The organism is Shewanella sp. FDAARGOS_354 (assembly GCF_002209245.2).
GTDB lineage: Bacteria > Pseudomonadota > Gammaproteobacteria > Enterobacterales > Shewanellaceae > Shewanella > Shewanella xiamenensis.
On sequence record NZ_CP022089.2, the window covers coordinates 752,492 to 774,518 of the forward strand.

The 22,027-nt window shown below is 47.4% G+C and carries 14 protein-coding genes and 1 pseudogene; 6 read left to right on the forward strand and 9 right to left on the reverse strand.

Annotation, left to right across the window (positions count from 1 at the left end):
* Positions 1 to 41 precede the first annotated feature (41 nt).
* Together CEQ32_RS03490 and CEQ32_RS03495 are read left to right on the forward strand one after the other, a co-directional pair.
* Positions 42 to 674 (forward strand): annotated as a pseudogene (locus CEQ32_RS03490) (DUF3334 family protein); the annotation flags it as partial.
* A gap of 309 nt (positions 675 to 983) precedes the next feature.
* Positions 984 to 2,024 carry a LacI family DNA-binding transcriptional regulator gene (locus tag CEQ32_RS03495; RefSeq protein ID WP_055648447.1) on the forward strand — a complete coding sequence of 347 codons (1,041 nt, stop codon included), beginning with the start codon at positions 984 to 986 and terminating at the stop codon, positions 2,022 to 2,024.
* 108 nt (positions 2,025 to 2,132) lie between these two features.
* Here the strand turns inward: CEQ32_RS03495 and CEQ32_RS03500 are convergent, their stop codons facing one another.
* Positions 2,133 to 2,771 (reverse strand): PolC-type DNA polymerase III, encoded by a 639-nt coding sequence (locus tag CEQ32_RS03500; RefSeq protein WP_055648448.1) that lies wholly within the window; start codon positions 2,769 to 2,771, stop codon positions 2,133 to 2,135.
* Between the two features lie 528 nt (positions 2,772 to 3,299).
* On the opposite strand from CEQ32_RS03500, the gene CEQ32_RS03505 reads away from it, so the two are divergent.
* A complete protein-coding gene (locus CEQ32_RS03505; protein WP_055648449.1) occupies positions 3,300 to 3,845 on the forward strand; it encodes a heme NO-binding domain-containing protein in 546 nt (181 codons plus the stop codon).
* Positions 3,838 to 4,773: a sensor histidine kinase gene (locus CEQ32_RS03510; protein WP_055648450.1), complete on the forward strand. Its 936-nt coding sequence runs from the start codon at positions 3,838 to 3,840 to the stop codon at positions 4,771 to 4,773. Before CEQ32_RS03505 ends, CEQ32_RS03510 begins: the two co-directional genes overlap by 8 nt.
* Here CEQ32_RS03510 and CEQ32_RS03515 read toward each other — a convergent pair.
* The 8 genes from CEQ32_RS03515 to CEQ32_RS03550 form a co-directional block, all read right to left on the reverse strand.
* A complete protein-coding gene (locus CEQ32_RS03515) occupies positions 4,770 to 5,162 on the reverse strand; it encodes a hypothetical protein (protein ID WP_037418057.1) in 393 nt (130 codons plus the stop codon). The two genes, CEQ32_RS03510 and CEQ32_RS03515, sit on opposite strands and share 4 nt — an antisense overlap.
* Before the next feature lie 54 nt (positions 5,163 to 5,216).
* Complete coding sequence (gene recD, locus CEQ32_RS03520) at positions 5,217 to 7,382, reverse strand: exodeoxyribonuclease V subunit alpha (protein ID WP_088585515.1); 2,166 nt, start codon at positions 7,380 to 7,382, stop codon at positions 5,217 to 5,219.
* On the reverse strand, positions 7,379 to 11,179 hold the full coding sequence (gene recB / locus CEQ32_RS03525; RefSeq protein WP_122040731.1) for an exodeoxyribonuclease V subunit beta: 3,801 nt from the start codon (positions 11,177 to 11,179) through the stop codon (positions 7,379 to 7,381). The genes recD and recB overlap by 4 nt, the downstream gene beginning before the upstream one ends.
* Positions 11,179 to 14,955, reverse strand: coding sequence for an exodeoxyribonuclease V subunit gamma (gene recC, locus CEQ32_RS03530; RefSeq protein ID WP_122040732.1), 3,777 nt, complete (start codon positions 14,953 to 14,955; stop codon positions 11,179 to 11,181). The genes recB and recC overlap by 1 nt, the downstream gene beginning before the upstream one ends.
* 129 nt (positions 14,956 to 15,084) lie before the next feature.
* Positions 15,085 to 17,220, reverse strand: coding sequence for a transglutaminaseTgpA domain-containing protein (locus CEQ32_RS03535; protein ID WP_181159824.1), 2,136 nt, complete (start codon positions 17,218 to 17,220; stop codon positions 15,085 to 15,087).
* A gap of 23 nt (positions 17,221 to 17,243) precedes the next feature.
* Positions 17,244 to 18,332 (reverse strand): DUF58 domain-containing protein, encoded by a 1,089-nt coding sequence (locus CEQ32_RS03540; RefSeq protein ID WP_088585516.1) that lies wholly within the window; start codon positions 18,330 to 18,332, stop codon positions 17,244 to 17,246.
* 50 nt (positions 18,333 to 18,382) lie between these two features.
* Entirely contained in the window at positions 18,383 to 19,294 is a 912-nt protein-coding gene (locus CEQ32_RS03545) for an AAA family ATPase (protein WP_047539638.1), read from the reverse strand.
* A gap of 453 nt (positions 19,295 to 19,747) precedes the next feature.
* Positions 19,748 to 20,050 (reverse strand): zinc-ribbon domain and TM2 domain-containing protein, encoded by a 303-nt coding sequence (locus tag CEQ32_RS03550; RefSeq protein WP_088585517.1) that lies wholly within the window; start codon positions 20,048 to 20,050, stop codon positions 19,748 to 19,750.
* Between the two features lie 327 nt (positions 20,051 to 20,377).
* Here CEQ32_RS03550 and CEQ32_RS03555 point away from each other — a divergent pair, with 327 nt between their 5' ends.
* On the forward strand, positions 20,378 to 21,337 hold the full coding sequence (locus CEQ32_RS03555; RefSeq protein ID WP_055646947.1) for an integron integrase: 960 nt from the start codon (positions 20,378 to 20,380) through the stop codon (positions 21,335 to 21,337).
* A gap of 298 nt (positions 21,338 to 21,635) precedes the next feature.
* Positions 21,636 to 21,836, forward strand: coding sequence for a hypothetical protein (locus tag CEQ32_RS03560; RefSeq protein ID WP_226871866.1), 201 nt, complete (start codon positions 21,636 to 21,638; stop codon positions 21,834 to 21,836).
* Positions 21,837 to 22,027 lie beyond the last annotated feature (191 nt).

Below are 22,027 nucleotides of genomic sequence, written 5' to 3' on the forward strand. Positions count from 1 at the left end.
TGAATATTTTACTGAAATGACACAGAATTATGAACACTACCGTGAGCCATGCAGGTATGGTACAAAGCATTACCCGTACCCGCTTAAAACCCGACTTAGGATGTTTTTCGATTTTTGATGGGGGATTTTCAGGGCTTGTTGTTATTAACTTTTCCGCTGCTGCGGCTATCGAAATCTACCGTCGCTATATGCTCAATATGGGCATGCCTGAAGAGGAATTAGCCTTTTCCCATACTTCTGATGAAGTGGGTAATGTGATGGGGGAGTTAATGAACCAAATCTTAGGTGACTTTATTAATAAAGTCTCTAAGGAATTACAAACTTCCATCAGCCAAAGTCAGCCAAAAATGTTAACGATAAACAAAGAGTTGACTATCTCTATTGATGCAAACTTGGATGATGCTGTAGCAAGGCGAGTGTCCTTTAAAACCGAAAATAATCACATTTTCTACCTTGAATTTGCGATGGATAAGACCGAGTTTATCAAACTGGATGAGTTTGAATATGATGAGGAGTTTGACCCTGATAGCTTACTCGAACAGCACGGCGTGAGTGGGACGCAAGCTTCAAATGTTGAAAGCACTCCTTGGAGCCGAATGGCGGACAAGCCCGCGATAAGTCAACATCATACCAATGTGGACGCCGATGATTTACTCGATGAATTAGGGATTTAACTTCTATCTGGTTAAGAGAAAATAAATGCGACTCAGCAAATTATTAGTGAATGCAAAGCTGTGAATAGCGTTAGCGGTTTTTTTGAAGCATTTATTTTCTCTAGTCTGTGTTTTTAGTCACACAATCATAAGCCGCATTATCGTGGTTAAGCACCCAGCGTTAAGGTGGCGGTTAAGTTAGTTTAGCTTTCAATAGGTTAAAGCAGATTAACTCGGTTAACTTGTTAGACAGTTGTAAACCCTTCGGCTATACAAGTCATTAGAACTGTTTTAGTATCCCCCAAAATAATAATTATGGTGACCTCCGTTATGGCATCGAAAGCGACCTCAATTGATATTGCTTATCGTGCTGGTGTATCCCAGTCTACAGTTTCCCGAGCCCTCAGAAATAGCCCGCTTGTCAACTTAGAGACCCGTCAGCGGATCCAAGCAATTGCAAAGGAACTTAACTACAAGGTTGATAAAAACGCCAGTAATTTGCGTACCCAAAATAGTCATACTCTGGCGCTGTTATTGTGTGAAGACCCGACTAATGATGATTCCCTCATCAACCCATTTTTTCTGTCGATGTTAGGCTCAATAACACGGGCAACTGCGCAACAGGGGTATGATTTACTCGTTTCATTTCAACAGCTTTCTAGCGATTGGCATGCCGACTACGAAGACAGTAATAAAGCTGATGGCATTATTTTGCTGGGCTACGGCGATTATATGGATTACGAGCAGAAGCTTGAAAAGTTACTCGCTCAACATACTCATTTTGTGATTTGGGGCGCCGAGCATAACAATAAATCCGTATTATCCATTGGTTGTGATAATCACCAAGGTGGCCTGATAGCCACTGAACATTTGATTTCCCTTGGCCGTAGCGCTTTTGCCTTCTTAGGTGACGCCTCTAGTCATAGCCCAGAATTTAGGGACAGATATTTAGGTCATGTCAAAGCCTTACAAACCGCAGGATTACCAGTGGTGGCTGAGCGGCAAATTTCAGCCATTAGCACTGAAAGTGCTGGTTATGATGCGGCGATGGCATTAATAGAAAAAAGGCTTACGTTTGATGCGATTTTTGCCGCTAGTGATTTGATTGCTATTGGTGCCATTCGTGCCTTAAAAGAGAAGGGGATATTAGTGCCAGAGCAAGTGGCTGTGGTGGGCTATGATGATATTCCTGTGGCAAGTTTTGCTAATCCACCACTGACAACCATCAAACAAAATACTCAGTTAGCGGGTGAGATTTTAGTCGAGAGTTTGCTCAAGCTTATTCGCGGTCAGGCGGTAGGCCCTCAATTGATCCCAACCACCTTAGTCGTTCGCAGTTCCTGCGGGATTGACCTCGCATTGCTAGGCTAAGCTGTCTCTGTATTGATTTACGCGATTAAGCCAAGTGTTTGCTAGCACTTGGCTTTTTATGACAAGTTTGGCTGGTGTATGGTGTAAAACTGGTCAACGCTGAGTGGATTAACCTCTGGCATATTGACGCAGAAACTTAGGCACCTCAGCTTTACTCTTGCGCATCACTTTTTGCATTAGACTGAAGGGTGGTTCGGCTATTGCAAAGTCCCGTTTCAGATCCGCTAACATTCGTAGCCATAAGTGTCCCGTCATTTCCGCATCAGCAAGCGCGCGGTGAAAAGTCCCCTCGGTCGGCAGTTGTTTATAGCTTACTAACGTTGCCAGTTGATGATTAATCGCCTCTGGGTACAAGCGCCTTGCCAACAGGAGAGAGCAGCCAAACTGGCCGGAATATTGGTGACCAATTTGAGCAAATTCAGCATCAAGAAACCGCTGATCGAATGCGGCATTATGGGCAACCAAATGGTGCTTGCCGATAAACTTGGCAAATCGTGACATTACCTCGGCGCAGGGCGCTGCACGTGACAGCATTTGATTGCTGATCCCGGTGTAATCTTCAATAAAGGTGTTTATCCGAAAACCTGGATTCATTAATTCTGAAAAACGCGCAGTGATTTGGCCCTGTTCAATCAATACCGCCCCAATCTCAATAGCTCGAGCACCTTGACTGGGCGAAAGACCCGAGGTTTCAAAATCGAGGACCACAAGGGTATTAGCGGGCGAGTGGGCGGGTGTTTTAGGCATAAAAGTGACTACTTATTGGTATGGCAATGTTTGTAATATGCGTTTGTCGCATGGCCTATTTCACAGTTGGTGGCATATTAGGCTAAACAAAAGTGGCTATCCATCAGATTGTCAAATTGCGATGCAATTTTTACTGGCATAAAGGGCGCGATAAGCGCATTTAGCGCATCAACAACCCTTGTATAACAGGATGCTGCATTGATGGACGTCGACTTATACTCCTGTTGATTTTATTCAAGAAAAGAGACGCAAGTTCGCATCTGTGTATCTAAATCAACATTTAACCAGTGAGTGGTAACGCTTCACGAATAGACCTGCTGCTAAGGGTTATTATCGACGATGTTATTAACGGCTTGGCTATGACGTCATTACTTGATGACTTGGGTTTAGAAACATTCAACACGCCCTAGCAACTTCGCATAAAAATACTGGTGAACATTAAGATTGCTGCTATTACTTTATAGGTAATGTATAGGACAAATGTGACACTCGCCTGTTAGCTCGACTTGGTCACCCCATGAGGTGTGTATGAAAGGAATTATTTTTAATGTGCTTGAAGATATGGTCGTAGCTCAGTGCGGTATGTCAGTGTGGAACGATTTGTTGGAAAAACATGCTCCTAAGGATCGCGTGTATGTGTCTGCCAAAAGTTATGCTGAGTCCGAGTTATTTAGCATTGTTCAGGACGTGGCTCAGCGGCTTAATATGCCGATACAGGACGTAGTCAAAGCATTTGGTCAGTTTCTGTTTAATGGACTGGCCTCACGCCACGCTAGTGTTGTTGAACATTTTGAAGATTTTACTTCGTTAGTGATGGGGATCCACGATGTGATTCATTTAGAAGTCAATAAGCTCTACCATGAACCCTCATTGCCGAATATTACTGGCCAGCACTTGTCAGACAATCAAATTGCGTTAAGGTACTCATCCCCCCGCCGACTGTGTTTTTGTGCTGAAGGATTGCTGTTTGGTGCCGCAGAGCATTTTAAACAAAAGATCCAGATCACCCACGATACTTGCATGCATACTGGCGCCGATCATTGTATGTTAATCATCGAGTTACAAAATGACTGACAGCGAAAATCCTTACTACGCAGCCTATCTGCGGGAAAAAAGGGCAAGGCAAGAGGTGGAGCAGTTGCTCGAAGACAGTACCCGCCAACTCTATGAGAAAAATCTGTTGTTACAGCAACAAATCGATCTGATTAAGCAGCAACAACAATCAATTATTCAGCAGGAGAAATTAGCATCACTTGGCACAGTGGCTGCTGGGGTTGCCCATGAGATTAATAATCCACTTGCATATATCCTTTCAAATGTCAGGAGTTTAACCAGCTACGCTCAGGACTTATTGGCGAGTATTGATGCGGGCGATAAACAACAAATTGATCAGGCTAAGCTACAGTTTATTAAGGAAGATTTGCCTGAGCTGGCAAGCGATACTTGCCAAGGTTTAATGCGTATCAAAGATATTGTTAACCATTTACTCTTTTTTGCTCGAACAGATTCAACGGGGAAGTCTTACATTCAATTAGCCGATGCCCTAGAGTTTACCCTTAAATTATTGCGACCAATGCTTAATAATGTTTTGATAAAAAATGAGATTTCGCATGTGCCTATGGTTTTATTTAATGTTGGCGAACTCAATCAGGTATTAATGAACATTATTGTGAATGCTTATCAGGCCTGTAGTGTGGTCGATGATAGATCTGCTGCAATAGAGCTTTACCTCTCCCAATCCGATACAAACATATGCTTAAGGGTCGTTGATAACGGCTGCGGTATGGATGAGTATACCCTCACAAGAATGTTTGATGCCTTTTATACCACTAAACCCGTTGGGACTGGGACCGGAGTGGGAATGTCTATCGTGCTTCAAATTTTGCGTCAGCACGATTGTACGATTGACGTCGCATCTGAGTTAGGCAAGGGAACTGAGGTAAAAATATATTTTCCAATCGATCCACAAGCGGTTTCAATGTCGTCTAGCACTAAAATCTAAATAGGGTAGTTTGCTTCGAGATTGATCTTCAGCCCTAATTGATAGGCGTGATCTTGCATAAGAGATGTCATCAACTCGGTATCACGCAACTGTGATAATAAGAGTGGCCGGGCTTCCCATCTTGGTGCGTGGCCAGCATCATTCAAATGAGCAAGGTACACACGTTGCTGGCTCTGATGCAGGGTAAAAAAACGCATGTTACAGCGTTCAGCAATTGATAAATAAGGCTCAAAATCAAGCTCATACACTTGCATTGCCTCAAATTCAGACCAACGAATATAGCGTGTGCTTTCATAGTATTGCGCGGGTAACTGCGCCTCAGGCTTGATGCTATCAAATAAATTGATGACATCTTGCATCTGTTGCAGTTTTATCATTGTTTGTTCCATCAACTCCTTGCTCCATTTTTTGCTATTTTTATTTATTAATCAATTTGTTAAATGTTAATTGATTATCGACTTATCGCGCCAGAGTCTATCCGCTAAACCTGAGGCGCGCTGGGTAGCTTGCAAGCTAGCACGCTCGAAGACTTGCTGTGTACCTAAACAGCTAAAGTGTTGTTTTGCACGGGTAATAGCGGTGTAAATCAGCTCTTTGGTGAGCAATTGCCACTGAACGAGACTAGGATTTGGCGGGAGCACTAGGGCGACTCGATTAAATTCACTGCCCTGACTTTTATGTACCGTCATGGCGTAACAGGTTTCGTGGCTAGGTAGCCTTGCGGGTAGCACTTTTAGCAGTTTGCCATCGGCCTTAATAAAGTGGGCCATCAGTCGGTCAGCTCTCTCTTCATCCTGCAAAATCAAACCAATATCGCCGTTAAACAGACCTAAGTTATAGTCGTTGCTTTGGATGATAATCGGGCGCCCGAGGTAAAATTCCTGCTGCGGCTGAATAAGTTTGGCCTGTGCTAACGCCTTCGTCACCGCAAGATTAATCCCTTCGACACCATAATCGCCGGTTCGCACGGCGCACAAAATGCGATATTGATTAAATTTGGCAATCGCCTCCATGGCGCTTGGCGGGCAAAATGGCTCACTCGTGTGTATTGTGGTGGCGTGCGTTGGTTGTAATAGGCGCAAATAGTCACCGTATTGCTCACAGGCTTGTGCAAGTAGCGCTTTAAGTCCGGTATTGCTGCTAGGTTCACTGACTTTTGCTTGAGTTTGGCTGTGATCTACGCTGTGTTCTAGCCAGGTTAATTCGGCCAGCCCTCTTTGCCATACCGCTAAAATGCCCGCGAGATCGGCACGGTTGACTGCGCTGGCTAGCAAGCCAATCCCCGCATCGCCTTTAAATCGATGGCTGTGGGTTAACATACACAGGCTATCGCCAATTTTAGGCTCAGCGTGGATAAAGGGGGTTAAATTAAAGCCCGTGAGCGCGGTTAATTGTTCGGCCTGTGCTTGGCTATAACGCATTTTCCATTCGGTATGTTGCATCGAGGCTTGCTTAAGTCCGGCGCAAATATCGGCAAGTACGGCGCCTGCCTCAACTGAAGCGAGTTGGTCCTGATCCCCCAGCAATATTAAGCCTGCGTGTTCCGGCAATGCGCTAAGCAGCTTGTACATCATAGGTAAATCGACCATGGAGGCTTCATCCACAATCAAAAGATCGAGCCGTAATGGGTTACCTTGATGATGGCGAAAATGCGCTGAATTGGGGATGACACCCAGCAGGCGATGTAAGGTTGATGCCTCTTCCGGTACTTGCTTAAGCGCGGCTAACAGGGCTTGGGTTTCGTGGTTTTGCGCCAGTTCGTTTGTCGCTTGAGCCTGCTTAAGTTCCTGCTCGAGTCTCGCTTTAGAGGCCTTAATGGATTCACTTAAACGGGCGGCCGCTTTGCCTGTCGGGGCGACAAGTCTTATCTGCTTTGGTGTACCTAATTGTTGTAACAACAGCAATTTAGTCACCGTGGTGGTTTTACCTGTACCGGGGCCACCAGTTATCACCGCCAGCTTTCTACCGAGCGCAGTAGCGGTGGCGACCTTTTGCCAATCGATGTTTACTTCAGCGGTGTGGGTTGCGCTTGGAAATAAGCAATCCAGTTGCCTGCGTAGCGGCAAAAGTGACTGATTATCCGATGCTAAAGGCTGCGAGGGCGTTAACGAAAGCGCCGTCGCTGATAACCTTGTTAAGGCGCTGGCGACTTGGGTTTCAAAATGATGATAACGCTCAAGATAGAGTCTACCATCCTCAAAAATCAGTGGTTTATTGCTATTTGGTGCTCCAATGGCGTCAAAGTGTTGCAGTGCGTCAATCAGTTCAGTAAGGCTTAAACGGATTTGACAGCGGTTTACTGGCTCTGCCATCGGATTGGTTGGCACTATATATTCGAGCACTAGACAAGTATGTTGGGCCGACAGTTGCTGACTCAGCAGGGCGCACAGCAGCATAAACAGTGGCTCTTGGGCGTCATTGGGGTGAAGACGGGCCATCTCGAGGGCAAAATGACGATCGAGAGCGGTGATAAGCCGCTCTTTTTCCCAATATTTGAGCAACTCAGCCAGTGGTGCTTTAAGTCTGAGTGCGCCTGCATTGTACCAATTGGCTGCAAGGGCTGTGGCGCTATTCATTGCGGTGCTATTCATTTCGGTGCTGTGGTTCATGCCATCGCTCCCGTATTATGTTGACTCATATGGCTTTCATCTTGGCTGCGGTTAAACAGCGCATCTAAGGCGAGAATGAGCGCCTTAGGTGGCTTATCGTAGTAAACCCCAAAGCCGGGATACTGAACCGACATTCCCCGTAAAAACAAGTAATAACAGCCGCCGATATGGGTATCGTAGTCATAGTTTGGCAGTCGCATCGCCAAATATCGATGCAGGGCGAGGGAGTAGAGAATATATTGCAAATCGTACCTATGATCGCTAATCGCCTGCTTAAGCGCACCATAATGGTAGGCCTGAATCGTGTCGCCTAAATGGTTTGATTTATAGTCGGCGATATAAAACTTACCTTGATATTCAAAGGTTAAGTCGATAAATCCCTTGAGCATGCCCTGTAATTCATCAAAATGCAGCGCGGTATCGTAACGAAATTGCCCGAGGAGTTGATTCAGCTCAGCATCTTTTAATCGATTTAAAGGCAGGTAAAACTCCATCTCCACTAAGGTGTGTTGTGGCGCGAGCGCGGCTAAACACAGCTCGGGATTGATGAGCTGATTATCCTGCGCCATCAATGCCAGCGGTGCCTGTAAGACCTCAAGGTACCAATCCTCTAATACACTTTGCCATTCGGGGGCAATACCGTATTGCAACATAGCCTTAGGTAGCTCTCGCGGTAAGTCGGTTTGAGCTTGGGTAAAATCAATTAACTCAAGCACTAAGTGCATAAAACTCCCCGCGTTGGCGCCGCGCTCAAAGCTAAAGCGATTGAGTAGCGGTAGCTGCGGCACATCAGCGCTATCTTGCCATGAGGATTCACTTAGGCTATTGGCAGGTTCTGCGCCAAATACCGCGCTAACTTCATCATCGGCGCCCGGACTGGCTTTGGCGTGGGGTGCATTTTTGACTAAACCTGAATAACTGCCTACTCGCCATGGGGTGCGATACTGACGGGTGACATTACGGGCATTTAAGGTGTGGGATTGCATTTCACCCGTGTGCAGCTTGCTATCAGCAATGTTGTCAGCAACACACTCAACGCTGATCGCTTGCGCATTCGACTCTACACCATTAAGTAGCGCCTGCGCCGCATTGTGCAGACGAGCAAAATCACAGTCGGCATCGGTAATGCCTAAAAGGTAACCGATAGCGGTTTCATGCAGTTGGCTTTTGATCCCGGCTTTTAACATCCGGCTATGGTTAGCGATGTACAAATAACACAAATATACGGGGCGGGTGAGCGCCACATAAAGTAGACGAAGATCTTCGGCTAAGGTTTCTTGCTTTGCCTGCTCCCAGCCTTCGTCTGTACCTTCAATATCCCATACCAGCTCTTGTGCCCCATCCGCATCGGTTCTGTGATAGAGCATGGGTGTCGGGCGGCGGCGATTATCCCGTGCAAGGCTAACAAAGGGGATAAAACACACTGGGTATTCCAGCCCCTTACTTTTATGGATAGTCACGATTTGCACCAGATTTTGCTCACTTTCAAGGCGAAGCTGCTGCTCATCTGTCCCTGTATTATCAATTAGTTGCTGCTCATACCAATTGAGTAGGGCACTGATGCCATCAATCTCAGTGGCCTTTTGCTGCAACAGCTCGGCTAAGTGGCGAAAATCTGTTAGTCGCCTCTCGCCATTACTCGCCTCATCGGGCTCTTCGCTATCTTGGTCGGCAGTGGCTGTAAAGCTGGGTGTTTGCAGTAGCCGTGCCACCATATGGGTAGCGTTGGCTAAGCTCAGCAGCGCCGGCATAATGCCGCGCTTTTGCCAGATCTGATGTAGCGCAAAAAACTGCTCGAGCAGCATTTGGCGCTGCTCTTCATCTTGGTTAAAGGCATGAATTTGCTCGGCACTATAGCCAAGTAGCGCGGTGGCGAGAGCGCTGCGCAGGGCGCGCTCATCCTTGGGACTGGCCAATGCGCGCAGAATGAGCGCCATTTCCCGCGCTTCAACGGTATCAAACACACTATCGCGGCTTAAAAATACCGCGCCAATCTGGCGTTTACTGAGCGCCGTTTTCATGACCGCAGCTTCGTTTCTATCCCGCACTAAAATGGCAATATCTTTGGCAATTAACGGCCCTTTTGGCGTATGGCATTGTCCATTGGCGGCCTGTGTGAGTAAACGGGTGATCTCGGCGGCGGTATCTTCGGCCAAGGTTTGTCTGGCGCTGGCTTTATTCAGCCCCGTTTCGCCCTCGCGTAACAGTTTTAACCGCAGTGCGGCACTATTGGCTGTACTATCGACTAACTGTTTTGCCGCCGCACTGGCGGGTGTTTTTACCCTGTCAAAGGGAATCGATTGGCTAATAAAAGGATTGGGATGCTGGGCAAATAGATGATTCACTCCCGCCACCAGATTACGACTCGAGCGATAGTTAGTGTCGAGAAAATAGTGTGCTTGGGTTTGTCTGCGCGCCTCGATATAGGTGTAAATATCGGCGCCGCGGAAAGCATAAATCGCTTGTTTAGGGTCACCAATCATCAGCAGGCTTAATTTGCTATCCGAGCGATCCTTAGGTTCGACAGCCGTCGAACCTTGAGCTTCAAGCCCCAAACGGGTTTGATAAATCCCTGAGAAAATTGCAAATTGCAGAGGATCCGTATCTTGGAACTCATCGATTAAGGCCACGGGGAAGCGACTCGCCACAGCCTTAGGTAAAGTGTCTGGATTGGCCTGCATCGCCGCTGCCAAGGTTGTGAGCAGGTCATCGGGTGTCAGCACATTTTTCTGCTGTTTTTGCTTGGCAAAGCGCTCGCTGATCCCTTGTTTGGCGCTATAGAGAAATGCGGGTTTAATCGCGTTAATCAGCGCGGCTAATTGCTCCATATGGTCAAGCAGTGGTGCTTCACTGGCACTTGGGAGTACACCGCCTTTATTGAGCTTAAGCTCTGAGAGTGACAAGGCCTCAAGCACTTTTAGCGGCGGTAAGCCGTGACCAAAGGCGATAAAGTTGTCCAATTGGTCGAACATTTCCGCCAATTTGGGGTAATTGTCGCTCGCTTTACCAAAGCGCTGGCCATTAAGCGGCAGGCTATGAAGTAACTCTAACAGCGCGTCGCGGCCACGCGGCCAGGCGAGTTTAAAGCGCTGCACACTCTGGCTTAAGGACTCAGCCAAACGAGTAAAGGGCTGCACGGGTTTAAGCGGTTTTGCCTCACTGGCACCGAGCAAGGCTCGAAGCTGCTTGACTAAGCCATCGGGATCGCCAAATTCGCTGGCAATAATCTGGGCTAAATATTCCGGCAGCGGATAGCAGGCTTCACGCCAAAAGTCCCGTACCGCATGGTGCAAAAACTCGCTGTCGTCTAAGGTAAAATCTGACTCGAACAGTAAAGAGGATTCGAAGGCGAGATCGGCTAAGATCCGTTGGCAAAAACCGTGAATGGTAAAAATCGCCGCTTCGTCGAGGGATTTGAGCGCCAAGTCGAAGCGTCTAAGGGCGATCGCGCGCTCAGATTCTGGGGTTTTATCGTACAACGCCTGTACAAAGGGATCGTTAATTTCGAGCCCTAAGAAACACTTAAAAGCCACTTGTATACGGCGGCGAATTCTGTCCCTTAATTCTTCGGTGGCGGCATTGGTGAAGGTTACTACCAGAATTTGTTCGCAACTCAGTGGTTCGCTTAAGCCATCCCCAAGCAGTAGTCGCAGATACAAGCCCGAAATCGTATAGGTTTTACCTGTGCCCGCACTGGCCTCTATCAATCGGCTACCACCAAATGGCAGGGTGAGCGGATCTAACGGCAGCGCCTGTGATGTAGTAGGAAGGATCATATTATTTGATAGTTCACTCATTACTGCGCTCCCTCTGATGTGGCGGCTTGTGGTTCTGCATTGAGCACAAACTCCTCAAGTTGGGCGAGGGTGTCTTTATGGTACAAGCTCAGCATGGGTCGATAGATCTCGTCGGCCAGTTTGCCAAAATTTGCTTCGGTAAAATCCTGAGGAAACCGAAATAGCCGCTGGTAATGGGGATCGGTGCCTTCGCCAAGCTCACCTTGTTCGTCCAGCCATTCGCTTTGCGCCGCCTCTAGCCGCACACTGTGCTGACTATCGTGGTTGCCATCAAGTTGACTGGTTTCATCCTCATTGATCTCTGCACTGGTGTAGGCAAGGGAGGTTTTGGGCATAAAACACAGCGGATGCAACTGTCCCTGATAAAAATGCTGTAACAAGTGAGCCAGTTGATCATGGGCCTGCTTTGGCGCAATCGGCGAGAGGGCGTGAAAATGCCCCATATCGAGGAGATAGCTAGGTTGCAGATGATCGCTAGGCTGAGTTAGTCCTGCGGCCATTAAACATAAATGGCGCAGATACAGCGCTAAAATATCCCGCCCATGGGCACTGCCGGGCCGACAACTGACCAAGCCTTTTGGACTGATATCATCAATGCGACCTTCGAGGATCACGCGCTTGGTTTTTACCTGATTCCCTGCGTTCTGATGAGGTAACTCAAAGGCGAGCCGAATATCCGCATGGCGCGGGGGGACATCGCCACGCATAAATAAGGTTCTGCCGACAAGCGGCGCGATATCATGGCTATATTGGCGCAGCAGCAGATTATCAAAGGGCTGCATGGGTAAATTACCACTGGCTTTTAAGCGTTGTAATAGTTCGCTACTGGGCTGCGCCTGTCCTTGTTCAAGAGCGCCTTGTTCGAGCGCATCATCGAGCAACCTTGCCTGTAACAGATAACGCTCAAGCGCATTGAGGCTAAAAGGTTCATCATTATCATCCGCTTGAATATTCAGGTTTAAATCAACCTTTAATGTGCGGTTAAAGAAATATTGCGCGGGATTACGAAAGAATCGGATAAAAGCGGAGATATCAACATGCTCTTCTTCACTTAGTGGCTCAATATCTTGTTGAATATCACTATCCCCAATCGTGTCATCTTCGAGCACAATCAGCGTATTTGTATCAATAAAACGACGCTGGAGTGACTGTGTGCTGATGTCCGGTGGGCACCATTGCTGGCTGTAACTTTGTTTTATCGTCTGCGCTTGCGCCTCTGTTGATTGATACAGTTTAGGATCAAAAGGTTGCAGCGGCTGGTGGCTTATGATGGCCTCAAGCAATGCCTGTTGGGCGGCTTCATTACCCACGGCTGGAGTTTCTGCTGTAAGCGATTCTGGCACATAACACAGCTGGCAATATTCAATCAGCTCGGAGACTAGCATAGAGGGAATACGCTCCGAGTTATCCCGCTCACTGCGGCCAATATAGCTGATGTAAAGCTGTTCCCGTGCCGAGAGTAGTGCTTCTAAAAACAAGTACCTATCGTCTAATCTGCGGGAGCGATCGCCTTTGCGAGCACCAAAATGTGCCATCAGATCAAAGCCCACAGGATGTTGCATGCGCGGATATATGCCATCATTCATGCCGAGTAGGCACACCACCTTAAACGGAATCGAGCGCATCGGCATTAAAGTACAAAAATTTACACTGCCCGCCAGATAACGCTGGCCAACCCGTGACTCGGTTAAGCGCTGATTAAACCATTGTGCGAGTACTTCGATGCTTAAGTTCAAGGCGTTTGAGTGTAAGCCGCTTTGGTCTAGGAAGTTGGGGGTTAAGTCGTATGCCGATGTATAGCTGTCAGCAGGGCTGGCGGCCAGTAACTCTTGCTCTAAGGTAGCAATGGCGTCGCGGATTTCCTGTAACTGTTCACGCTCATCCTCATCGGGGGCGTAAAAAGCATTTAACAGTTCAGTCAGTTCAAATAAACGCTGGCAAGGCGCTTGAGGCTGGGCTAATTGCAGCGTGGTTTCATCGAGGACTTCAATAAAGTTCAACAGTTTGCCAAGGGCCTGCGCCGATTGGCCTTCTACCCCTGACACCACTAAATAGCTCGGCGCCTGTGGGCTTGCTTGATACAAGGGGGCATCGTCCCTTAAGGCATAGCCCAAGATTAACCGTTTGATACCAAAGGCCCAGGAGTTTTGCTCAAAGGCAGGCACACCCTGTTTAACACGGCTTTGCTCATCGCGCCCCCAACGCACACCGGCTTCATCTAACCAACGGCGGATCAGTGGTAGCTCGTCTTCTTCGAGTTGAAAACGCCGTAAAATCGCTGGCACTTCTAAAATGCTTAAAATATCGGTCAGTCCGAAGCGACTCTGATTAATATTGAGTAAATTCAAAAAGCTGTTAATGAGTGGCGATTCCTGCGCCGCACCGCGGTCGGCAATGGCGTAGGGGATATATTCGAGCCCCTGTTTGGCGGCAAACACCGCATCGATATAAGGCGCGTAGGCAGCGACATCTGGCATCATTACCACAATATCTTTGGGCGTGAGTTGGTTGTCGCGATCCAGCAGGTCGAGTAAATGATCGTGTAAGGTTTCGACTTCACGCAGCGGGCTGTGGCAGCTCTTGATTTGAATCGAATGGTCGCTGTTTTTTAACACTCTTCGATTGACAACGTCTTGATATAGCTCGGCATCAGGCCCGAGTACGCGGTCGAGGGTTTGCATTTCTAATATATCGTATTGCACCCCCGCCAGCATGCTGGCGTTGCTATGCGGATCGTTAGGATCGCTGCAGGGCTCGCAGTACACATCGTCACCAAAATCGCAGTGTTCAGGCGGGAGTTCGAGCAGCATATCGAGTAATTCGCGGCCCATTTTGCCATTGTTGGCAAGCAGCGGATTGCCGACCTCGAGTTTATCCTCCCATTGCTCAGCCAATTGGCGTTTGCCAGCATATTGCAGTGCCATTCGCGCTCGATGCCGAGGATCGATAATATCGCCCCAATAATGTTGGCAGGGGCTGAGGTTAAGGATGATGACATCAATTCGGCCCGCGAGCTGGTGGAGCACGTCAATGGTTTGTGGGGCCATAGACGAAATGCCAAACACAAATAAACGCTCAGGCAATTTGGCAATGGAATGGGTGCTATCAGCCAGCGCGGCAATTAAATCCTGATGTAAATTGGCCCTGTGGTAATGGCTTTGACGCAGCTCATCACGGTTGAAGGCAATCAGCGCCCGCCAAAGAATAGGTTGCCAGCGTTGTTCCTCATTTAATTTGAGTGCATCGAGTGGTTCATTAGCTTCCCATGCGGCAATCCAGTCGGGGCGGTAAACTAAATATTGGTCGAAGATATCGGCGATACGGCCGCAGAGCTGATAAAGCTTAATATTATCGGCGGCGATTGAGTTTGACGCTTCAAGTTGATTATTTGTTGTGCTCGAGTTGGGGCTGCTTGACTCAATATGACCTAAATAATGCCGCAGTGGCCCAAAGGATTCCTCCTCAAGTAGGCGAGGCAGTAGCTGCATTAATTTCCAGGTCATTGCCGCTTTAGTAAAGGCGTTTTCCTTGGGGACATTGGGCAGTAAATCGTGGCACAGTTGCCAAATAAAACTGGAGGGCAAAGGGAACTCAAGCGCGGCGGCAATGCCATTTTGTTTCGCAATTTCAAGGCGTAACCAAGTCGACATCCCAGGGCTTTGCACCAAAATATGCTCGCTTTGCAATAACGCCGTGCCGGGTAGTGGTTGGCGCAAATATGCAGCGAGATGGGCACAGAGCACTTCCATTTGGTTGGATTGGATTAACTTCAGCATATTCGACTCACGATTTGGGATTGCTGTTATGCATAGCCAATTGCTTTTATGCATAGCAAACGGGCTTGGCAATTCTATGTGTTTGATTTATAAGATTCAACAATCTTGTCTGTCCGCGGTCTATCCTATCTATTTTAACTGTTTACTTGGGCCAAATAGCAGCCAGTTGAGGGCTTTGGCCGCGGCATTAAAGCGCTTTAGCGCCACTTGATAGTCGTTATCCGCCAAGTTTTGGTATTTCAATGCGACGTAGCTTTGGGTGAACGTGTCAAACTCACGACAAAACAGAGGGGATTGCTGCTGGTGCGTGTCAATAAGCTGCGCTGCAAAGGCGTTCGGGCCTAAGTGGGCTGGGCGGGCGATGCCAAATTTACTGAGTCGCTGGCAAATGCGTTGGTACTTAGCGCTGATGGGATCTTGTTCCCTTTTAAAGCGAAATAGCCCTACGCTGTAGGCGATATAGAGGCCAATAAGCCCAATACACACACTCATAAACATTGCGACTTTGGCCTTAGTGACTTCTCCTAAAATACCGCTTAGCACTTTGTTCTGCCGTTCTTGATTAAAACCGAGCACCCACAAACTCCAGTAATAATCAACGCTAGCAAAGCGTTGCCTCAACTCGTTGAGCCAAGGCATAGATTTAAATCGTAAACTGCTAAAAGGGCTTTCTTGCAGGTAACTTTGCTCAGGGGAAAACTCGGCATCAAAGCCTTGTTCAATCCGATTAGGTGCCACCATGGCGGTCGGATCAAAACGCACCCAGCCTTCATTCTCGAGCCACACCTCGGCCCAGGCGTGGGCCATGTATTGATACACGCTGAGGTAATTGGCCTGTGGGTTGTATTCGCCTCCTTGATAGCCTGTCACCATCCGTGCTGGTATGCCGCTGGCGCGCGCCATAAAAATAAAGGCAGAGGCATAATGGGCGCAAAATCCTGCTTTGTTTTCAAACAGAAAGTCATCGACTTGCTGGCGGCCAATCGGTGGGGGCGTGAGGGTATAGAAGAACGGCTGTTGATTAAAATAGCCCATCATGGCCCAAAGTCGCTTATGGGGTTCTGGATATTTAGCCTTAAATTCAGCGGCGAGTTGGCGCGCTCGGGGATTGCTGTCCGCTGGTAGATTGAGGTTTATTTGTCGCTGTTTGTCACTTAAGGTGAGATCCATTTTCGCCTGTGGCCACGAACTGGCATTGTAGCCCATTCGTTGATCGACATTACGCAGCGCATAGAGCCGATAGTCGGGCAAATTCACCAGCTTATCATCTTGGCTGTAGGCCACATCAAGGCCAAATAGCCAAGGTTGATGACTGGGTTCGGCAATCACTTGGTAACGGTAAACCCTTGGTTGGCTATTGCTGGTACTGTTTTGTGTTTTTGGCGTTAACGAGGGCAACTGCCGCGCAGGATCTGGCCTTGAGGGCGGAAAGAAAAACGCATCCTTTTGAATTTGTTTGATACCCGCATCTTGGCGCCATGTTAAGCCGTCATAATCTTCCAGCACTAGGGCGCGCCAGTAGAGTTCGGCTTGCGTGGGGCTGGCATCGGTAAAACTCACCCTAAATGCCAAGGCCGATGAGCGAGTGAGTTTACTGATATCGCCCACGGCAAGGGAGTCCGAGAGCCCGGTTTGGGCTTCCTTCACATTGGGCACAAGCCAAAGCGGTGCAAAACGGGGCAGCACCAAAAAAAGTAATAACGCTAAGGGCATACTTTGCAGCAATAACTTAGCCCCAATCCATGCCGTGTGTTGCCAGCGATGTTGGCTTTGGTAGAGGGTGACCAGTACGCAGGTATTGATAATCGTGACGCCAATAAGGTGCACGGTATTGAGCATGGATTGGTGGTCAATAAAGGTGAGGGCAATTAAAAAATAGCCGACAATCACGACGGCTCTTACATCCCTAACACTTCGCATCTCAATGTATTTTAATGCATAACCTAAAATGAGCAGGTTGACTAAAGCGTTTAATAGCCCAATTGTGCCCGAGACCAGTGCCAGCGTGATTGCCGCGCCGATAGCAAGGCTTGTGACAAGATAACGGGGAGGTTTAGCGACTTTGCCGACATAGATACCAATGCGCCACAGCAAGCAAATGGCGCAGATCCCAAGGGTCCAAGGGGTGGTTTTATCAAATAACGGGCTGAGCACTGCTAAATTGGTGAGCAATAGCCAAAACAGGGTTTGACGACTGATATTATCCCCAGTTTGAGGTCCATTAGCGCGATAGGCATTTAGCTGAGCTGCACTTTCAGTGGCCATTGCACTAGTCATTGATTTGAGGCTCATAGGCGATCCTCAACATCTGATGCTGTTTGAGTGCTATGCCTGTGGGGAGGAATATGTGGCTTATGACTAAATCCATGATTAACAGATAATTTGTCGCTTGTATCTTGCGTTTGTTTATGTGTTCCATAAAGCGCCAGTGCCCGTTGGCAGGCGATTCGGTGCGAGTTACCGAGGGCGGGCGCCAGAATAATATCTTCCCCATTAGGCTGTTGCAGCCAAAGGCCAAAATATTGCTCAAGCTGACTTAAGCGGTTCACCTGCCAGCTTAATTGGCTGAGTTGCTGTTCGAGGTGCGTAGGATCAGGGGCTAATTTTAACCAGACCGGATCACCTTGAGGCTGTTCAAACTCCTTGGTTAACATGCCACGCCCTTGGGCCCATTGTTTCCATGCCACTTGCTTTAATGACTCACCGAGCACATGGGGTTTAAGGCCTTTATATTCATCAATGCCAGCAATATATTTGCCTGCTCGCTCAAGCGGTTCGTCCTGTCCGGATTCCGTTGCGGCTTCAAGTTGTAAGGGGCTTTCAAGCGGCTGGGCATAGACAATATGGGCGTTATCAAGGTCGATATGCGACCATGCACGGCAGAGTCCTAAAGGGTAGGTGGATTCAATCTTCAGCCGTCCAGCGGAGACTATTCCACGCTGTTGATTTGCAAACGACACTAGCGCTTGCTCGTCCTGCGTGCCAACGTGTTTGACTAAATAACCTAAATTATTCGGATAATTTAGGCTGATATGATGGCTGCTGTGGTTTGAGTTAAGCAAAATAGGAAAAGTGATCGTCTCGCCCGCATACACCTCCGGCGGCGTGAGTGCCCGTAGTCGTAGCCCTGCTAAGTTTTTGTAACTATAGAGAATGCAGGTATTGAATAAGCTGAGCAGCAAAATACTCAGGCCAATCACGAGATTGTTCTGATAGTTAGTACCAAACAAGTACAGTAGCAATACCAGCCCCAGCCAAACAAACCCAAAGCCACTGGGCAGAATAAAGATACTGCGGTGGCTTAAGGTGAACTCAGAACTGGGCGGCATGCGCCTTGCCAACCAGCGCTGCCAAAAAGCAGAAAACACGCGTTTCACACTGTCCTCATCTTCTTTTCAATATTCACATTTAATGGCTGATTGAGCCGTTACATGATCGGATTCACACCTGCGAGGATCCGCTCCGAGAGCGCTTCTCCCTGTAATTGACTGCTGGTTCTAAGCCGGTGTTCGGCGACGCTGCAAAATACTGCCTGTACATCTTCGGGTACTAAATAGTGTCTACCTTCTAAAAATGCCCAAGCCTTGGCTGCTTGTAACAGGGCTTTGGTTGCCCGTGGCGACAGGCCAATGGCGTCCGTTTGGCTGCGAGAATCATGGATTAAGGCCAAAATATAATTAAGCAGCGCATCGGATGCAGTGACCTTATCGCATTGCTCCTGCAATTGGGTTAACGCCAAAGGGGTTAAACATTGCGGCAGATTATCCAGAGTTTGCGGCGTTTGCACAGTTTTGAGCATCGCAAGCTCGGCATCGTGGCTCGGATAACCAATGGAAATCCGCATCATAAAGCGGTCGAGCTGGGATTCGGGCAGTGGGAAGGTGCCTGATTGCTCAGTCGGGTTTTGCGTAGCAATCACAAAAAATGGATTGGGCAATCTGTGGGTAATACCATCGACAGAAATTTGCTGCTCGGCCATGGCCTCGAGCAAGGCGCTTTGCGTCTTAGGACTGGCGCGGTTAATCTCATCGGCCAGCACCATCTGCTTAAAAATCGGACCTGGATGAAACACAAATTGCGCTTGGTGTTTATCAAAAATAGATACCCCGAGAATATCGGCGGGCAGCATATCACTGGTAAATTGAATGCGTTGATAACTAAGGCCGAGGCTCTGGGCGAGTGCATGGGACAGGCTGGTTTTGCCCATGCCGGGCAAATCTTCAATTAATAGGTGCCCACGGGCGAGAATACAGGCGAGGGCTAAGCGAATTTGCCGTGGCTTGCCCAATAAAACCTGTTCAAGTTGTTGTAATAGTTGGCTTAAACCAGAATGTGCCACGGGAGACTCCTTGTGCATGGATGAGGTCATTCGCTCTACCACTATGGCGGAATATGTTGCGCTTAGCCAGTCACTTTTACTGTGAAATCAAACGGCTTAGTGAGTCGTTGCTAAGTAACCTTATGTAGGTCTTACTGTGCTTGGAGCTTTGAAGCATAGATATATAGGTGAGCTATGGCATTTGCTCAACGACGCGCAGCGAGTCCATCCGTGGGTGCTTGACCGCCCCGTCCGTGGGGCGGACGGTCGTCTCGCTAATCGCCACGACTCACCTATTTAGCATCTGTGTCGCCTGTAAATTTTAAAGAAATAAACAACACGTTTTGGGACAAAAGCGTGTTAGATCCCCAACTCTAATTTTTGAGTTTCGGATTAAAAATTCTATGGGTTTAACGCCCAGCATCAGCGGAGGCGCGAAGCGCCGTCCGCTGCATGCTATTGTTAGCTTTCGTTTTATGTTTGGCCATACTTTTGTTCCCATGCAGCATCATTGGTACAAAAAAACACTATGGCTTCAATGAACGCAATGATTGAGGGAATGAATGTCCAAACGAAAAGCAGATAGAAAAGCCCCCACCACTGCCCCAGATAAAACCGATGAATGCCCAAGCCACCAAGAAATAAGGCAAGAACACCCGCAACAACTTTGCTCTTACCTTGTCCCCCAGTTCGCTGAACTGCCCCACAATGGGGGCAGGATCGAGCACTTTCGTGAATCTCTTTGCCGCACCCGCGACAAAACATCATACCTGCCATACTTCTTCTCCTTTTTGGTTGTAAAGCTAACATTTTATTAGTGCGCATGCGCGTTTACCTCGTTTGACCAGTAAAAACGCGCACAGTTAACTACTTGTATTGCAAATAACTTATCAGCTTCTCTTCAAATATACTATCTGGAAAAACGCGCATGCGCGTTTTCCAAACCTATTATCTCAAATCGCAAGCACATAACTGATTGAAATAAAATAATTATATAAATTAGTCCGTGTACAAACGCGCAAAATTTTTCCACTATTTTCCTTGATATCCGGGAATTTTAAATAATACTGTATAAAATAACAGTATTTAAGAGCGAGGATTATCATGAGTCTAAAAAGCCCATTTCTAAGCGGCCTTCAAGAAGAAATGCGTATGCGTGGTTACAGTATTAGAACGGAAAAAACCTATCTCTATTGGATCAAGGCCTTTATTAACTTTCACAACAAACGTCACCCTGAAACAATGGGAACGGAAGAAGTTACACAATTTTTAACCTTCCTTGCCAATCAACGAAATGTGGCCATCAACACACAAAAAATTGCACTTAACGCATTAGCCTATTTATATCAGAAGCATTTGCACCATGAGCTTGGGGATTTAGGTTTTTGCTATGCCACTAAACAGAGACATTTACCGACAGTGTTATCCCCATCAGAAATCTCACTAATATTAAATGAACTTGATGGCCGCGATAGGCTAATAATAGAACTACTCTATGGTAGTGGACTAAGAGTTTCAGAATGCCTCAGGTTACGTATCCAAGATATTGATATTGTGAGAGCTTCGCTGACCGTTAGAGACGGTAAAGGACATAAAGATAGGCAAACCATCCTCAGCCATAGATGCGCAGAAAAGCTCACTACATATATTGAAAAGGCTATTAAAATTCAACAGAATGATAACCAGCAAGGGATAGGTCCATCTCTGCCAAATGCATTAGAACGTAAGTATCCCAATGCGTTTAGGCAACACGGGTGGATGTTTATTTTTCCTTCCAGCACAACCTGTATCAATCCTTATACAGGAACACTTTGCAGGCATCATTTACATCAAAGTGTTATTCGTAAAGCGCTCGGGAATGCCGTGCGTAATATTCAAATGAATAAACGCGTCACCTGCCATACGTTTAGGCATAGCTTCGCAACCCATTTACTTCAAGCTGGTCGTGATATAAGAAGTGTTCAAGAGTTACTGGGCCACAATGACGTTAGTACCACACAAATCTATACACATGTACTTGGCCAACATTTTGCGGGAACAACTAGCCCGTTAGACACATTATAAATGTCAGAGTCCTTTTGTAACTCTGTAGCATTACTAAAATTGAGTCAACATACTGATGTTAAAGTGAGCTAGATACTACTTTGCTAACTAGGAATGGGGCATTAGCTTTTTTGCCAAATGAACAGTGCAATGGTCGTCAAAATTGCTATTGTTGCAACTGTGACCGTTGGCGGCATGGCCGCTCTTTCACATCCATGTGAACGCGGCATTTACACTTCCATGTGTTGCAGATACCGCCGTCGAGCCTATAGGGACACTGCTTTTTAAACAAAGAGCACGGCGTGTCACTGGGGAAACAATGACAATTCATCCTACACACCTGACGACAAACTTATCTCGTTTTGGGGCAAAAGCCTTTAGCCAGATGAATAGTTCAATGATCGTTAAGAATGGCATTGTTGCAACAGTGTCCGTTGGCAGCATTGCCGCTCTTTCACATCTGACCCATAGGGATATGGGAAATGCCACTATGATGTTGGGAACATCATCGGCCATGTGAACGCGGTATTTACACTTCAATGTGTTGAAGATGCCGCCGTCGAGCCTATAGGGATACTTCTTGTTAAATAAATAGGCGGCGTGTCACTGGGGAAGTAGTGGCAATGTATTAATGCCATATTCGATTCAGCTTTGGCAGCGTTGCTGGAAAAACAATGACAATCAATATCTGCACTATGTGACTATAAAATT

What these genes read in the sequence shown, in the direction of transcription:
- CEQ32_RS03495 (WP_055648447.1), top strand. Translation starts at nt 984, where the DNA reads ATGGCATCGAAAGCGACCTCAATTGATATTGCTTATCGTGCTGGTGTA.
- CEQ32_RS03500 (WP_055648448.1), bottom strand. Translation starts at nt 2,771, where the DNA reads ATGCCTAAAACACCCGCCCACTCGCCCGCTAATACCCTTGTGGTCCTC.
- CEQ32_RS03505 (WP_055648449.1), top strand. Translation starts at nt 3,300, where the DNA reads ATGAAAGGAATTATTTTTAATGTGCTTGAAGATATGGTCGTAGCTCAG.
- CEQ32_RS03510 (WP_055648450.1), top strand. Translation starts at nt 3,838, where the DNA reads ATGACTGACAGCGAAAATCCTTACTACGCAGCCTATCTGCGGGAAAAA.
- CEQ32_RS03515 (WP_037418057.1), bottom strand. Translation starts at nt 5,162, where the DNA reads ATGGAACAAACAATGATAAAACTGCAACAGATGCAAGATGTCATCAAT.
- recD (WP_088585515.1), bottom strand. Translation starts at nt 7,382, where the DNA reads ATGAACCACAGCACCGAAATGAATAGCACCGCAATGAATAGCGCCACA.
- recB (WP_122040731.1), bottom strand. Translation starts at nt 11,179, where the DNA reads ATGAGTGAACTATCAAATAATATGATCCTTCCTACTACATCACAGGCG.
- recC (WP_122040732.1), bottom strand. Translation starts at nt 14,955, where the DNA reads ATGCTGAAGTTAATCCAATCCAACCAAATGGAAGTGCTCTGTGCCCAT.
- CEQ32_RS03535 (WP_181159824.1), bottom strand. Translation starts at nt 17,220, where the DNA reads ATGGCCACTGAAAGTGCAGCTCAGCTAAATGCCTATCGCGCTAATGGA.
- CEQ32_RS03550 (WP_088585517.1), bottom strand. Translation starts at nt 20,050, where the DNA reads ATGGCAGGTATGATGTTTTGTCGCGGGTGCGGCAAAGAGATTCACGAA.
- CEQ32_RS03555 (WP_055646947.1), top strand. Translation starts at nt 20,378, where the DNA reads ATGAGTCTAAAAAGCCCATTTCTAAGCGGCCTTCAAGAAGAAATGCGT.
- CEQ32_RS03560 (WP_226871866.1), top strand. Translation starts at nt 21,636, where the DNA reads ATGACAATTCATCCTACACACCTGACGACAAACTTATCTCGTTTTGGG.